This is a genomic window from Thermorudis peleae, from assembly GCF_000744775.1.
Classification (GTDB): domain Bacteria; phylum Chloroflexota; class Chloroflexia; order Thermomicrobiales; family Thermomicrobiaceae; genus Thermorudis; species Thermorudis peleae.
This window is the reverse complement of the sequence record NZ_JQMP01000003.1, coordinates 808,003-823,125: the sequence shown is the minus strand read 5'-3', so window position 1 is coordinate 823,125 and position 15,123 is coordinate 808,003. Positions and strand designations below refer to the sequence as shown.

At 55.7% G+C, this 15,123-nt stretch carries 14 protein-coding genes; 8 read left to right on the top strand and 6 right to left on the bottom strand.

The genetic code is table 11. The features are described 5' to 3' along the window. Nucleotides 1–7: 7 nt before the first annotated feature. The 3 genes from N675_RS06805 to N675_RS06795 form a co-directional block, all read right to left on the bottom strand. Complete coding sequence (locus tag N675_RS06805; RefSeq protein ID WP_038038684.1) at nt 8–871, bottom strand: class I SAM-dependent methyltransferase; 864 nt, start codon at nt 869–871, stop codon at nt 8–10. Between the two features lie 29 nt (nt 872–900). Then, complete coding sequence (locus N675_RS06800; RefSeq protein WP_038038683.1) at nt 901–1,416, bottom strand: hypothetical protein; 516 nt, start codon at nt 1,414–1,416, stop codon at nt 901–903. 130 nt (nt 1,417–1,546) lie between these two features. After that, a complete protein-coding gene (locus tag N675_RS06795) occupies nt 1,547–2,758 on the bottom strand; it encodes a DUF711 family protein (RefSeq protein WP_051914368.1) in 1,212 nt (403 codons plus the stop codon). Nucleotides 2,759–2,851: 93 nt separating this feature from the next. Here N675_RS06795 and N675_RS06790 point away from each other — a divergent pair, with 93 nt between their 5' ends. The 5 genes from N675_RS06790 (at nt 2,852) to N675_RS06770 (ending at nt 6,813) form a co-directional block, all read left to right on the top strand. Further along, nucleotides 2,852–3,670, top strand: coding sequence for a serine hydrolase (locus N675_RS06790; RefSeq protein WP_051914366.1), 819 nt, complete (start codon nt 2,852–2,854; stop codon nt 3,668–3,670). Between the two features lie 6 nt (nt 3,671–3,676). Next, a complete protein-coding gene (locus N675_RS06785; protein ID WP_038038682.1) occupies nt 3,677–4,384 on the top strand; it encodes a PIG-L deacetylase family protein in 708 nt (235 codons plus the stop codon). Between the two features lie 267 nt (nt 4,385–4,651). Then, on the top strand, nt 4,652–5,008 hold the full coding sequence (locus tag N675_RS06780; RefSeq protein WP_038038680.1) for a winged helix-turn-helix transcriptional regulator: 357 nt from the start codon (nt 4,652–4,654) through the stop codon (nt 5,006–5,008). A gap of 24 nt (nt 5,009–5,032) precedes the next feature. Beyond that, complete coding sequence (locus N675_RS06775) at nt 5,033–5,968, top strand: cobalamin-binding protein (RefSeq protein ID WP_038038678.1); 936 nt, start codon at nt 5,033–5,035, stop codon at nt 5,966–5,968. Beyond that, entirely contained in the window at nt 5,965–6,813 is an 849-nt protein-coding gene (locus tag N675_RS06770; RefSeq protein ID WP_231577956.1) for an ECF transporter S component, read from the top strand. Before N675_RS06775 ends, N675_RS06770 begins: the two co-directional genes overlap by 4 nt. Here N675_RS06770 and N675_RS06765 read toward each other — a convergent pair. The 3 genes from N675_RS06765 to N675_RS06755 all read right to left on the bottom strand — a co-directional run bounded on the left by N675_RS06765 (nt 6,806) and on the right by N675_RS06755 (nt 11,098). Then, nucleotides 6,806–7,993, bottom strand: a complete 1,188-nt coding sequence (locus tag N675_RS06765; protein ID WP_038038676.1) for a CaiB/BaiF CoA transferase family protein — start codon at nt 7,991–7,993, stop codon at nt 6,806–6,808. The two genes, N675_RS06770 and N675_RS06765, sit on opposite strands and share 8 nt — an antisense overlap. 79 nt (nt 7,994–8,072) lie before the next feature. Beyond that, nucleotides 8,073–8,747: a response regulator gene (locus N675_RS06760; protein ID WP_051914365.1), complete on the bottom strand. Its 675-nt coding sequence runs from the start codon at nt 8,745–8,747 to the stop codon at nt 8,073–8,075. 92 nt (nt 8,748–8,839) lie between these two features. After that, nucleotides 8,840–11,098: a GAF domain-containing sensor histidine kinase gene (locus tag N675_RS06755; protein WP_038038675.1), complete on the bottom strand. Its 2,259-nt coding sequence runs from the start codon at nt 11,096–11,098 to the stop codon at nt 8,840–8,842. A 141-nt stretch (nt 11,099–11,239) separates the two neighbouring features. On the opposite strand from N675_RS06755, the gene N675_RS06750 reads away from it, so the two are divergent. The 3 genes from N675_RS06750 to N675_RS06740 all read left to right on the top strand — a co-directional run bounded on the left by N675_RS06750 (nt 11,240) and on the right by N675_RS06740 (nt 15,108). Beyond that, entirely contained in the window at nt 11,240–12,034 is a 795-nt protein-coding gene (locus tag N675_RS06750; protein ID WP_081886909.1) for an MBL fold metallo-hydrolase, read from the top strand. 26 nt (nt 12,035–12,060) lie between these two features. Further along, nucleotides 12,061–13,587: a hypothetical protein gene (locus tag N675_RS13635; protein WP_156100836.1), complete on the top strand. Its 1,527-nt coding sequence runs from the start codon at nt 12,061–12,063 to the stop codon at nt 13,585–13,587. 132 nt (nt 13,588–13,719) lie between these two features. Beyond that, a complete protein-coding gene (locus N675_RS06740; RefSeq protein WP_038038674.1) occupies nt 13,720–15,108 on the top strand; it encodes a L,D-transpeptidase in 1,389 nt (462 codons plus the stop codon). Nucleotides 15,109–15,123: the final 15 nt, after the last annotated feature.

Here is a 15,123-nt window from a genome sequence, read left to right as displayed (position 1 = left end):
TCAACCGTCAATCAACTCGCCGCGCAACGAGGCTAAACAACTGCGGGATGGGCGGAACATGGGATGGCGGATACCAGCGCTCCTCGCGCAACACCATTCCAGATCGTAGCGCGTAGGGGCATCCTGCGTACTCAGTAAACTGCTCGATCTGCAGTCCAGCCCCAAGCACCGCTGAGAGAATATCGCCAATCCCCCAGGCAAATTCATATGCCGGCCGACCATTCTTCCACGTTTGTGTAGGAACCTGTCCAGTACGCAAGGTCTCCTCAAAACCGATATAGTCACCCACACCATCGGGATTCTCGAGGAGGGACGACGAACCAAACCCAGCATAGGGATAGCACACCTGCCAATCATCGTCGAACATTCCAAGCACAGGATGGAAATCGATTGCAATAAGCCGACCATTTGGAGTAAGCACGCCAGCGACGCCCTGTGCCCATGCGCGGAGGTCAGGCAGCCAGCAAAACACTCCATAGGAAACAAAGACAGCATCGAACTGCTGCCCATTGTGTTGCGCCTGCGGTAGCCAGTCATACACATCAGCACGGACAAACGTGGCAGGAATGCCAAGACGTTGGCGCAATTCCTCCGCAGTCGCAATTGCCGTGTCACTTATATCGACGCCGACAACCTCTGCACCAAGAAGCGCAAGGCTCAACGTGTCGACACCGTCATTGCATTGAAGATGGGCAATCCGTTTACCCGAAACATCTCCGAGCAGTGCGCGTTTTTCAGCGTGGAGCGTACCAATACCCGAGCGAAGTTGCTCTTGCAGCGTGGCCTTATGTTGCTGATGCACCAAGGTCGCCGCATTCCACGAGCGACGGTTCGCCTCGCGTATCGTTTTCCACTGTTCGCTTTCGTGCATCCCTTATCTCACTCGATTCCGTGTGCGCTTTACCGTTCAGCGACAGAGACTGCTTCATTCGAGCCCTGATTCGCACCGGCCTGTCCAGCTCGGCGCTCCTCAGCTACGAGCTGCCGGATCATGCGAGCGATCTCCGGCGGCATGATATAGACGCGTCGGCCAACCCCTTCGTCACCGCCAGCGCGAAACTCGAGCGGTTCCCGCTTATGCTCAAAGCGGCGCATTGCATGGCCTACTGAGCTGAGTCGTCCGCCAATGACACGAGCGGGCAAACCTAGCGCCTGCTCGAGGTCGGTCATCGGATAGCCCTCAGGACGTTTCGCAATTTCGGCAAGAATTTGCCGAGCCCCGCCCTTCAATCGACTCCAAAACTGCTGAAACTCCTCGAACGTCCAGCTTTCTTCCTCGCCTGAAGACCGCGGCTGTTCCACGGTCTCTTCTGCTTCAATTCCGCCACTTGCCATCCCAGCCAGACGTTGCAACACCGCTTGAATTGCTTCAATTTCTTGAGAATCGCCTTCAATCGTAATGACGATCCGTGCCATCGACTATTCCTCCAAAAGAGGCCGAGAACTACCCCCACAGCACTAGCATCAAAGTATAGAGGATATAAGCATTGTTGCAAAGCTTATACTCGAAAGTACCTTTTACCTACTTCACAAATCACTTTCGACACTATCCCTGCCATGATATACCCTCGCGTGCAAAGAGCCCCTGCGCTCCACCACCACGCGCGGCAAGGATGCCAGCTGGCGCAAAGTAGGCGAAGGAAAAGACTGCCTGCTCACCAGCATGCTTGCCAGGCAACGGCATGAGCCGCGCCGTTAACGGCTTATCGAGCGTCACCGCAAGCGTTGCCATGTCGAGGACAAGGCCACGGAGCTCGGCTGCCGTAATGTCACCTGGGAGCGGCACAACATCCAAACCGAGTCCGCAAACCGCCGACCAGACCAAGAGATCGGATACGCCATACCGCCCTTCGGCAGCACGTTTGGCCAGCACACTATCTTCAAGAACGGGTAGCATCAGCCCACAAAAACCTGTTTTGGGCAATGGCACACGTTTCAGCACACGAGTAATCAGTGCCGCAACGAAGAGGGTACCCGGCGATCCGAACCAGTCGACGCCCAATCGTTCGAACGCTGCCGCAATGCTTCGGTCGTCACGCGGAAACGGAGCAAGCGAGATATCGATGCCAGCAAATGGCACTCCGGTGGCGCGAGCAAGCGCCTCTGCCGCCTCAACAACACGCCGCCCTTCGGTTGTCACCTGTTCAAGGAGCCGCGCTTCAGCATCGTTGAGCGTACTCGCTTGGGAAAAAGCGTCAACAGCGAGATCGGCAGCTTCCCATGCAACGGCAAACCGCGGCGAAGCATCAGGCTCATGATAGCCGGCTGGGAAGAAGGGAATTCCCGCTGGACAATTTGCCAAAGCAGCGAATCGAACATTCCCAAAACCGTCAGGTGTTCGCTCGGCAAGGGTTCGTATCACCGTAACCGCTGCTGCAATCGCTTCCAGTGAAATCGTTCCACCACGCTCGGCAACGATAACTGAGCCGAACGCTGTCTCGACATTGACAAGCGCTTCAATAAGCAGAGGGATCCAGTCAAGATGTGCTGCATCGACCGGCCCAAGTGAAACGTAATCAAAGCCAAGAATGCCAGCAACACGAGCAAGCGCTTGCGCATATTCCACTGTATTCTCACGTGTCAAGCCCGTAACCGCAGCCAATGGCTGACAAGCCAAGCGCATTCCTTGAACTGGCAGACTTGCTCGCGCAAAGTAGGTATGCGCCTGTGCGAGAAACGGGCCAAGTTGCTCAGGTAACGCAAGCACGCCATGATCAAATGCCGCCGATGCCCCGACCGTTACCGATCGCACTTGCATGATCACGACCCCTTTCGCTCTTCTTCAGCCACAGCATAGCGCGCTTTACCAGGCAAGCCGCTATACTGCCAGCAGCAGAAAGGGGTCGCGAGAGTGGTAGCGCCATTACCGTCACAGATCGCAGAACGCATCGCTCACTTTCCCGGTCAAATTTCCCTTGCCGCAAGCGACCTTGATCGTGACTGGCACCTTGCCTTTCGCGCAGACAACACGGTCCCTTCTGCCAGCGTCATTAAGCTGCTTATCCTCGCCGAACTGTATCGCCAGGCATCGCGCGGTGCACTGTCACTCGAGGCGCAGGTCGCGATTGAGCAGGAGCATGTAGTCGAGGGCAGCGGTGTCCTACGTTGGCTCAGCTTCGGCCTTCGCTTTACCGTGCGCGATCTTGCCACTTTGATGATCATCGTCAGCGACAACATTGCATCAAACCGACTCATTGATATCCTTGGCTTTGCAGCGATCAATCACCTAGCAGCCCAGCTTGGACTCCAGCAGACATCGCTACGCCGCCCATTTTGGGGACGCGCCGCACGTGCCGATGAGCCGGAGAATACGATGAGCGCACGTGACGCCGTAGCCTTACTGCGCGCACTTGAGTGCGGCATGATTGTTCCTGAAGGACCACTGCTCGACGAGGTTCGGACAATTCTTCGCGCGCAGCAGTTTCAAGAATGTATTCCGGCCTGTCTCCCACCCTCAGTTGTGGTGGGCAACAAAACCGGGAGCCTACCTGGCATTGCACATGATGCCGCGATCATCTGGGCGCCCCAGGGGCGCCTTGCTCTCGCGATCTTCACCACGGGACTGACTGATGAACATCGTGGCCGTTGTGAGATTAGTGAGATTGCACGAGCCTGCTACAACGCATGGATAGCCGAACTTTATGGTGAAGGAAACGAGAGAGGAAGGTAAGGGACCATGTCAATCACTCTGCTGCCGCTAGTTCAGCGTGCGCTGGTGATTGGAGCACATCCCGATGATTCAGAATTCTTCTGCGCCGGCACCGTTGCCCAATGGGTTGCGCAAGGCGTTACTGTTGGGTATATCGTGGTTACTTCAGGCGATAAAGGTCAACCCGACGATTGGCATGATCCGCGTCCTTTTCCACGGGTCCGCGAAGATGAGCAACGAGCAGCCGCAGCAATACTCGGAGTCCAGGATGTGACATTTCTCCGATGGCCAGACGGAGAGGTGTTCGATACCCTCGAATTGCGCGAACGTCTAACAGCAGAAATTCGTCGCTTTCGCCCTGATGTCGTGCTGACCCATGACCCATTCACGCGCCTCTACCGCCAGCATCCGGACCACCGTGCAACGGGAGCGGCAGCGCTGGCTGCTGCATTCCCCGCAAGTCGTCTTGGAACGTTCTTCCCCAATCACCTCGCAGCAGGCTTACAGCCCCATATAGTCCGCTGGGCCATGCTTTTTGGCTCTGATCAACCGAATACATTCGTTGACATTCACGAGGTATTCCCCAAGAAACTGGAAGCGCTTCGCTGCCACGTGAGTCAACTTGGCGCTTTCCCTGGTGGCCTCGAACAGCGGATCCGACTGCGTGCGCAGGAAGCCGGCCGCACTGCGGGGCTCGACCTTGCCGAAGCGTTCGTCCTTGTCGAGCTCGAGTAGGTGGCGAGGTACGCCATGGGTGACCAGCAAGGCATTGCTCTGTTTAGGATAGACCAAGCATGAAACAGTGTTGAGTGCAGTATTGACAATAGCAACCAACATTCCCACCACACCATACTTACTTTGCGAGCAGGAACAGGATCCTCTCTTTATATCACACCTTTCGTATCAACATCTGAAAAGGCTTATTTAGCAATGAGGTATCAGTGAAAAAGGCCGCTTCATAGAGTACAATGGGCAATGGCAATAGGGATGAGGAGCTGATCAATGCGACGCACACATGAACGAACCGATTGCCCAATCGCGCGCGCGGCGCAGCTCCTTGGCGACCATTGGACACTCTTGATCGTCCGCGACCTTGCGCAAGGATGCAAGCGCTTTCACGAACTCCAGCGGTCAACAGGGATGAGTCCTACCGTGCTCTCTGATCGACTACGCCATCTTGAGGCTGCTGGGCTGATCTCACGTCGCCAGTACATGGAAATTCCGCCGCGTGTGGAGTACTCACTCACCGAAATGGGGAAGGCTGCATTGCCTGTTATCGAACAACTGCGGCTTTTTGGCGAGACGTGGTTACGAGAAGACCATTCGTCAGTTGATAGTAGCCATACTGACGATAGCTAGCCTGGTCCACAAGGAGGATCAGGCATGCGGATCGTGTCACTGTTGCCGAGTACAACAGAACTGTGCGCAGCCCTTGGTCTTCTTGATAGCCTTGTTGGCGTTACCCATGAATGTGATTACCCGCCTGCTGTGCGCACGCTTCCCCATGTTACCCGGAGCTTGCTTCCAGAAGGGCTGGATCATGCAGCCATCGACCGGGCGGTGCGAGAACGTGTTGCAGCCGGGCAACCACTCTATGCGCTCGATTGGGAACTGATCGCAGCGCTTGAACCCGACCTTATCCTTACCCAGGCGCTTTGTCCTGTTTGCGCAGTGGCATACGATGATGTCTGCATGCTCGCAGCCACGCTTCCAAGCCAGCCAGACGTTCTGGCAGTCGAGCCACACACGCTTGACGATGTCGTAGCATCACTCCAAACAGTCGGAGCAATAACTGGTCGGGCAACCTGCGCATCAGCAGTCGCTGCTGCTCTCAGCCAGCGTATCGCGTGGATCACAAAACAGTGTGCGGCCCAACCGCATCGTCCACGTGTTGTGTGCCTAGAGTGGCTTGACCCGCCATTCATCGCTGGGCACTGGGTTCCTGAGATGGTCGAGCGTGCCGGTGGCATCGACGTACTTGGCCTGCATGGGCAGCCCTCATTCGCCGTCAATTGGGAGACTATTGCTGACGCCGACCCAGACATCCTCATCGTCATGCCATGCGGCTACGATGCTCATGCGAGTGCTGAACTTGCACAGTCCTACTGGCCTGTCCTTGAACATGCCGCACCGCGCGCAACACAGATGGGCCACGTCTACGCAGTCGATGCCTCAAGCTACTTCAGTCGTCCTGGTCCTCGTCTCGTCACTGGGCTCGCGTTGCTCGCCCATCTTCTCCACCCTACTGTGCTCTCAACCCCATCTGATGGGCACTCTGCTATTGCCGTCTTTGAAAATACGCTGGAACAGGTGCCGTGAAAGAAATCCGTCTTCTCCTGCCGTTCCTGCTCCTCGCAGCAAGCGTGATTGGTTTTCTCGCGTTTCTCTACCCCTTTGTTCTGCCGCTGCTCGGAGTTACATCGGTTCCCAATGGACGCAGCGTCGAGGTGCCATTACTCTTCGCCGCCCTTGCCACGTGTGCCTTATTGCTGCTCTTGCTACTGTTCCAAGAGCAGACGATTCAGCGAGGACAATCACGCGCACTCGGCTTACTTGCCGTCCTGATTGCCTTTGACGCAGCACTCCGACTACTTCCGAGCCTCCTGGGCGCATCACCAATTTTTTTGCTCATTATCGTCACGGGCTACGTCTTCGGCTCGGCCTATGGCTTCGTCATGGGAGCAATGACCCTCGCGCTGTCGGCCATCATTACAGGAGGCATCGGCCCCTGGCTTCCCTTCCAGATGTTAACAGCAGGCTGGGTGGGCATGACGGCCAGCTGGTTGCCAAAGTGGCGCGGTACTGCCCAACGGCTTGCTCTTACCCTGTTCGGGAGTATCTGGGGATTCCTCTTTGGCGCAATCATGAACTTGTGGTTCTGGCCATTTGCTGCACCTGGCCTTTCCGATACTGCAGGGCTTTACTGGCACCCTGGCATGTCGCTCTCGGAGACTCTGCAGACCTATTGGAAATTTTATCTTACGACGTCACTCGTGTTTGACGGCACACGCGCCTTGGGTAACGCGCTCCTGGTCTTTACCCTTGGGCCAGCGATTGTTAACGTGATGCAACGCTATCGCGATCGCTTTATCTGGCAACCCTGGGCAGCCGAGGAGCACCAACGCACTCCCCAGACAGATATGCCATCAGAAATAGTTAGATAGCTCCTTGCTCTCGAAGCGAGGCGATCAGATCAGCACTATACCCAAGCTCACTGAGCACCTCGTCCGTATGCTCACCAAGAAGCGGCGGATGACGGCGAATGCGTGCTGGAGTATCTGAGAAACGATACGGGAAGCCTGTTTGATCAACTTCGCCAAGGGTGGGGTGTGGCACACGTTGATGGAGTGCGAGATGCTGGACTTGCGGATCAGCAAAGACTTCTGGCACGGTGTAGATTGGCCCACACGGAACTGAGGCAGCATCGAGTCGTTCAATGATTTCAGCGGTAGAAAGCTGTGTCAACACTGTCTCCAGCTCTGCGACAAGCTCAGGGAGACGTGTGATACGGCCGGCATTGTCTTTGAATCGAGGATCTTCAAGCAAACGCTCAAGCCCAAGAGCACGACAGAGGCGGGCAAAGATACCATCATTACCAGCGGCAATGTTGACATAGCCATCCTTCGACCGAAATGTCTGGTATGGCGCAACAATAGGATGAGCATTACCAGTGCGCTTAGGCGCCTCATGCGTCGCAAAATAAATTGCTGCCTGATACGTCAGTAAGGCAACTTGTCCACCGAGCATTGACGTGTCGATGTATTGCCCTTTGCCGGTGCGTTCTCGATAGAAGAGTGCCGCAACGATGGCATAGGCAGCAAACATGCCCGCTGCGAGATCAGCAATCGGCACCCCAAAACGGGTTGGCTCTCCGTCCGGGAACCCCGTGACACTCATCAAGCCGGACATACCTTGCACGATGAGGTCATACGCGGTTCGCTCACGGCCTGGGCCAGTTTGGCCAAATCCCGAGATTGAACAATAGATTATATCTGGTCGGCGCGCACATACGGCATCGTAGCCAAACCCCAGTCGCTCCATCGTCCCAGGGCTAAAGTTCTCAACAAGGACATCGGCGCTTTCGATAAGCCGCCAGGCAATTTCTTGCCCTGCTGGATGCTTGAGGTCAAGCGTTATGCTTCGCTTATTGCGATTCACGGAGAGATAATAGGCACTAATGCCATCGACGAACGGAGGACCCCAGTCACGCGTGTCATCGCCTTTGCCAGGACGCTCAATCTTGACAACATCAGCGCCCAGGTCACCGAGCAGCATCGTGCAATACGGCCCAGACATCACTCGCGTGAAATCCGCAACACGAACACCCTCGAGCAGGGCGGCCATTGCTCCCCCTTCACAGACGTCCCTTGCACCTAGGGGTACTGTAGCATGGAAATGTGCTGGTGAAACCGCCGACTGTCACTTAGCGACGCTCAGCGGTTGGCCGCGGCACAAGTCCATGCGAGATTGCGTAGATGACGGCCTGCGTACGGTCACGCACGCCAAGCTTTTGGAAGAGTGCTGAGAGGCTGTTTTTGACCGTACTCTCGGCAAGATTAAGCTGCTCGGCAATTTGTCGGTTACTATACCCTTGACTTAAGAGCCGCAGCATTGCTAATTCACGATCGCTCAGTTGCTGACGGCCAACCGGAGTACGACTCAACAAACGCTGGTATTCGCGCATGAGCACTGGAGCAAGCGCAGGATCAATTGCCGAACCGCCTTCAGCAGCAACGTGGATTGCGCGAAGTAATTCTTCCGCTTTCGTACTCTTCACGAGATAACTCTTCGCTCCAGCACGAATAGCATGGATAACGTATTCATCGTCTTGATACATCGTCAGCATAATCACATGGGTATTCGGAAAGTGCTGAGCAATATATTCCGTCGCTCGAATACCGTCTAACCCGGGCATGCTGATGTCCATCAGCACGACGTCTGGCCGTAACGCTTTGACCTGTTCAATCGCTTCCTGACCATTGGCAGCTTCACCGACAACGGCAATGTGATCGTCAGTCTCAATGAGCTGGCGAAGCCCCTCACGAAAGAGATCATGGTCATCGGCGATGAGCACACGGATCACTCGTTCAGTTCCCATGGTGTCCTCTCTCGTGCGCTTCTCCTACCACGCCCCACGCGCTTGGTCTTATTCCACGAGTACGTAGCGTCGCTGACAACCCCCAAAAAGTCCTACTCTGGCAATGGTGGAAATCGTTCTTCAGACGCCGCTGGCGAGCCAAACCGCGTTGTTCGTCGCTTTGGTAACACGAGCTGAATGACTGTGCCAGCCTGAGCAACACTTGCCACCTGCATCACGCCACCCAGCAGCGTCACACGCTCACGCAACGCTACCAGGGGCAAGGACTGTTCACCCCCCTGCCCCTGAGGCGCTATCGGAGCATCATCAGCAATAGTAACCATGACCTTCTCGCCGAGGCCTTCGCGTACACGCACAATTACCCGGCGAATGCCCGCTGGCTGCCGCACACGCTCAATCGCTTCTTGCACGACCCGATAGATCGCCGTTTCAAGTTCAGGATTAAGGCGTTCATTGAGCTGAAGATCAAGCGTACCGGTTATGCCGCGATCGCTCAGCTTCGCGAGGTACTCACGCAACGCCGCTTCGAGGCCGAGGTGATCAAGCGTGACTGGCCGAAGCTGGAAGACAGCTTCACGAAGGAGCGCAATATGCTCCGCAAGCATATCACGCACTTGGCGAAGTTGGCCGACCGCATCACCAAGTAACTGCTCTTCCGCTTGGCGGATAATAAGCTCGATGCGATACAGGCAGGTTGCGAGCCCTTGCAACGTTTGATTATGAATGGTATCGACAAGACGTTTCCGTTCTTCTTCTTGATAGGCAAGAAGCTGAGCGAGAAGCGAAGCGCGTGCATCCCCAGCCCGCTGCATTGTCTCGAGCGTGCGAAGAGACTGGGCTGCTTGTGCCGCCCATTGTGCTGCTCCTTGGAGAAACCACTCCTCATCAGATGAAAACGGTGTACCAGGACGCTGAACGAGTAACACAACGCGCTGCGTTGCTTGTACTGCAGGAACCAGCAAAGTTTCTGGTACAACACTCAAACCGAGCGCAGCGAGTTCTGCAGGCAAGCGGAAGAAACGACTCACTCCACGAAGGACACGCTGGTTCTGCACTGCCTCGCTGACACTATCACCATCGATCTGGCTGGCAACCGGTCCAAGCAACCGCTCACCAACGGCGCCATACCACATGATCTGACCGTTAGACACAATCCCCAGCAAACTGGTCACCACGTTGAGGTCAGCCCGAAGTGCTTCAGCAATGAGTCGACCGATATCACTCAGCGACGTTGCTTGGACGAGTGCCATCGCCAGCCGAAGCAACGCTTCACGAAGGGCCCGCGCACGCTCAGCCTGCTCCAGCTGCCAGCCCAGTGCAAGAAGTGGAACCATCGCGTTAAGCACTCGCTCAACACGCGCACGGTCTGCCTCAGAAAAGACCTGCGGGACAGACCGAAGGAGCAGGACAAACCCAAGTAGTTCGTTGCTATCACCCCAAATTGGCGCGACGATGCCACTTTGTAGCTGCAGCATCATGGCATGCCGGCCAAAGGCACGAATCAAGGCCACTAAATCTAGGAGAGAAGCAGGGGCCTTCATCCATTCCTGTACCAAGGGAGCGTCAAGATTGAGCGGCAACACACTCAACGCTTCAGCCCCAGGACGTGATCCTGCGACGACGCTTCCCTGCAGCTGACCAGAAGTCCCAGAGGGCACGTAGACAAGACCGATATCTGCCTGGAGGAGTTCACGCAACTCCGCACCCAGGCGCTGCAGACCGACCGCCAGTACGCTCGATTGGGATGGAGTCAAGTTTGCTGATTGCGGTTGCCGATTCGACAGTTGCGGTGACTCTGATGATGCAGCACGAAGCGTGCGCGCAATCGCCGCAGCGATGGGCTGAAGAATCGCGTGCTCAGGAGTATGGGGTGACGGCGGAGCTGAAGACCAACCAATTTCGAGCAACCCAACGACATTGTTATCGATCAGCAAAGGATACGAGAGCAGCCACTGAATCCCGAATGCCCGTAACTGCGTCACCCTCGCCTGGGGCAATGCAGGAGGAGCATTACTGGTGAGCTCGACGAGGTGAGGCTGACGCTCCATCTGGCGCTCAAGAGGCAGATCGTGAGATGGCCAGTGATGAACTGCTGGAACGGAAGGATTGGTACTGATCGCCACGATCTGTACTTGGTCAGAGGGCAGAAATTGGTAAACGACAGCAACCTCGGCTTGCATAATAAGCCGAGCAGCGTCTGCTAACTCTTGGAGCCGAGGCATTGGCGAGAATGTGCTCATCGAGAACAGGTTACCATTCTCGATCTCCTCTATCGCCTCCTGAAACTGGCGCAGTGTTTCTGCGCCCATCTTGTTCACCCACCCATCGATCCCCAGCGTCGCTGCAGCCATTCCATGGCCCTATTCTTACCATTCGTCCCAGCAAGAGATTTGGATAGCCCCCACCAGTCCTATTTCCGGTTGAGACACCGGTCAATGCCTGGGCCAGCCCTTGCCTGATGGGTAGAATCAGCAGCCGGAAAGAGGCGAACGATGACGGCACTGACAGTAACCTTTCTTGGAACTGGCACATCAAACGGTATCCCGGTGATCGGCTGCGACTGCGCTGTCTGTCATTCGACGGATCCGCGCGATCGACGGACACGCAGCTCCATTACCGTGCACGTTGGCGATCGGGTTATCTTGATCGATACTGCTCCTGAACTCCGACTACAAGCCCTAGCCGTTGGACTCCGACGCGTTGATGCTGTTCTCTTCACACATGCGCATGCTGACCACGTTGCAGGATTTGACGACCTCCGCCAGTTCAATTACCTTGCACAATCACACCTGCCTGTTTATGCCGCACCTGATACAGCGCGAGAACTTCGCCAGCGTTTCGGCTATGCCTTTGAAGACCAATTCCCCTTTTACGGCGGCAAGCCCGATCTCATTTTGCACGAAATTACCGGACCATTCGAGTTATTCGGGCAAGAGATTATCCCTATTCCCGTGCCACATGGACGTTGGACTGTCCTCGGATTCCGCTTTGGCCCCTTTGCATACATTACCGACGCCGCAACCGTGCCGGAATCAGCCCTTGCAGCGCTTCAAGGTGTCCAGGTACTGGTGTTGAATGCACTGCGTGCCCGTCGACATCCAACCCACTTGAGCATTGACGAGGCGCTTGCGGTTGTCGAGCGTCTCAAGCCACAACAGGCATACTTCACACACATGAGCCATGAGGTCTCGCATGCTGCGGTCAGTTCCATACTCCCTCCGAATGTGGCATTAGCCTATGATGGGTTAACAATTACTGTTGGGGAAGCGCGGCGGGCAGCAGAGTGAGAGACCAGGGTAACCGAAGGGATAGAATGATGGAGTACGCTCAACGCCGCGCTTCGCAACGACGGACTTGGCAAAAGTGGAATATTCGCTTTCTTCTCCCCCTTGTCATTGGCCTGCTCGGCATTTGGCCAGTGCAGCCAAGTCGAGCGCAAGACTTTGCCGCACCGGCATTTGTGGCTCGCTGGGCACGGACTGATCGTCCAATCCAGACTGGTGCAGTTGTCCGCACCTGGCTCTGGGGACCGAGTCCATTTACACCGGCCCTGTATGAGCGTTATCGCGAGGCACCCGGTGGAGTGCGGCTTGTCCAGTATTTCGACAAGGGGCGAATGGAACTCACCTATCCGAATAGTGACCCGACTGCACCGTGGTATGTGACTGGTGGCCTGCTGACACGTGAACTGATCAGCGGACGAATTCAGGTCGGTGACAGCACCTTCTTCGACACCGGGTCAGGTGCGACGGTGCCAATTGCCGGCGACCCAGACACTCCGTTTCCTACATACGCTGATTTCGCCGCACTGGTTGATCATAGCCAGCCTAAGCGCACCGGACTCGCTGCGACAGCGGCCCTTACCCCAAGCGGATTAACGCAATATACGGATGCTGCCCAGGACCCAAACGCGCAATTCGTGCAATACATTACCTACCGTGGCCCATCAGGGCAAACCGTTGGCTATAACATCCCACGTGCCTTCTGGACATTCATGACACAGAGTGGGGTAGCTGAACAAGATGGACAATTGGTAACAGCGTCTCCACTGTTTGACTGGCTGTTCGTGCTTGGGTACCCCATCGCCGACCCTGTTTGGGCACAAGTTCGACTGCGGGGTGAGCCGACCTGGGTGCTTATTCAGCCATTCGAACGACGCGTCCTCACCTATACTCCAACCAATCCAGCCGGATGGCAAGTCGAGATGGGCAATGTTGGCCAGCATTATTATCGTTGGCGCTATCAATTCACCCCACCAACCACGCTGGCGCCGGGCGCTGCATACTACGGTTTACAACCAGGCTCTCGGTGGACCTATACGACGACTGCCGGTACACAGGAAAAATGGGAAACGCGTGATCCCTCCGTCAGTTTCATCGCTGGCTCTACATTGATTCCTCGTCGGGAAACAGACACACAGGGGACACGCGTTACGTATTGGGCAATTACCAATCGTGGGGTGTTCTTCACTGGCTATGACCGCCTTGATCAAAATGGGACCGTCACCGAAACAACCATGTTTTGGCCAGCACTTCGGTTTCTCTCAGTGCTCGACCTCAGTGAAGGTGTGCAATGGACAGTCACCGCAACTGCTCTTTCCACCGATGCACCACCCCGTCCCGCGAGCCTCCACGTCGAGGTTCAGGAAAATGAACTTGTGAGCACAACGTATGGACTGGTACCAGCGTGGCGGCTTCGCATGACGATGCAAGGGGTACTGCCCGAAAATGCGACATCACCCCAAACGTTAACTATCTGGTTTAGTCCGGGTATCGGCATTGTGCAGTGGACAAGCGATGCCCTTGCTGTTCAATTAGTCAGTTTCCAACCTGGCGACTAACCAGGACGCGGAACGTTTCCGCTGCTCATTCGTTATTCCAATATGGAAAGAGGAAACGGTGCGGCATGGTCGCATGAGCCGCACCGTTTCGCCTCAGGCAATCAGTGACAATGAAGGGAGCAAGCAAGCCCAATGGGACGTACACGGCGCTGGTCTCGCCTGGTTGGATTGGTTGGAACGGTAAGCGCCTTCCTGTTGAGCTTGATGCCGCTTCCTTTACAGCCCCCAGCCCAAGCAGCCCCCTGGCAAACACCAACAATCTATTTCCCGCAAACAGGTCATCACCTCAGCGGTGATTTTTTACAAGCCTGGCTCAGCCATGGTGGTTTAATGATCTTTGGTTATCCAATTTCCGAGCCAATGACGCAAGATGGCATGACTGTCCAATACTTCGAACGTGCGCGTTTTGAGTATCACCCCGAGAATCGGGGTACACCCTATGTCGTCCTCGCAACGCTTCTCGGTAATTGGGCAACCGCAAACCGGAAGAATGAGGATCCCTTCAAGCCCCTGCCGCCCCAAGCAGCTGATTGGTTTAAGAACGATCCCGACCGCACCTTCTTCCCGGCAACCGGGCATACGATTGCCTATGGATTCCGGCGCTACTGGCTCCTCCATGGCGGGCTGTATACTTTCGGCTACCCAATTTCTGAGGAATTCTCTGAGCGCAATCCTGATACCGGGCAGGTCTATACGGTGCAATACTTCGAGCGTGCCCGGTTTGAATACCATCCCGAAAATCGCGGCACAGAGTACGAAGTCCTGCTTGGGCGACTGGGAGCTCAATATGCAGCCTCCCAAGGGATCAATACGGCCCCCGTGCCCCAGGCTTCTGGGAGTATCACCGCCTATCCTGGCTTACTTGATCCTCGCTGGTCCCGCGCCGTCAGCAACGATGACGGCACACTGTTTGGCGCTGTTGTGGCTGATGAATTGCTGATTCGCTCGGCTCCACAGACGAGCGCTCCAGTTGTCGGCTCAACATACAAGCGTTACCCGGTACCAATTCGTGGAATCGTTACTGGCGATAGCGTGAACGGGTTGAATGTCTGGTATGACCTTGGCGGGGGCCGCTATGTCGCAGCGGCTTGGGTTGAGCCACTCACTCCGCCAGAACCACCACAGTTCTTTGATGGACATTGGGTTGATGTCAGTCTCACAGCTTTCTATGCGATTGCGTATGACGGCTACCGTCCGGTTTATGCAGCAATTATCACGGCTGGAAAAGACCAGGCTACACCAACTGGCATATTCCATATCCTCTACCGAGTCCAGAACGAGACGATGGATTCAGCCACCATTGGTATCCCACCGGGCAGTCCGGGGTACTATCATCTTGAAAACGTGCTCTACACGCAGTACTTCAAACCGGGGGGATATGCCATCCACGGCAACTATTGGACTCCGCCTTCGCAATTTGGCGGCTTTAGCAGCCACGGGTGTGTTGGACTCATGAATAGCGATGCCGAATGGTTCTGGAATTTCTTGAACATCGGCTCGACAGTCAGCATTCACTACTAAGTAGCATGTCTCCTG